At 48.3% G+C, this 234-nt stretch carries 1 pseudogene; it reads left to right on the top strand.

The annotated features are described in order from the left end of the window. Positions 1 to 234, top strand: a pseudogene (locus tag CF394_RS11960) (PTS maltose transporter subunit IIBC); the annotation flags it as partial.

Below are 234 nucleotides of genomic sequence, written 5' to 3' on the forward strand. Positions count from 1 at the left end.
AAAGAAGCAGCCAAGTCCGCAGCTAAGAGCAATCAAAACCTGGTCCAACGTGTCATGACCACTCTAGCAGAAATCTTTACGCCGATTATTCCAGCCTTGATTGTCGGAGGACTAATCCTCGGTTTCCGTAATGTCTTGGAAGGCGTGCATTGGTCAATGTTGGATGGCAAGACTATCACGGAATCCTCTCAGTTTTGGTCAGGAGTCAATCACTTCCTCTGGCTGCCTGGTGAA

It is taken from the genome of Tetzosporium hominis (assembly GCF_002265435.1).
GTDB lineage: Bacteria > Bacillota > Bacilli > Bacillales_A > Planococcaceae > Chryseomicrobium > Chryseomicrobium hominis.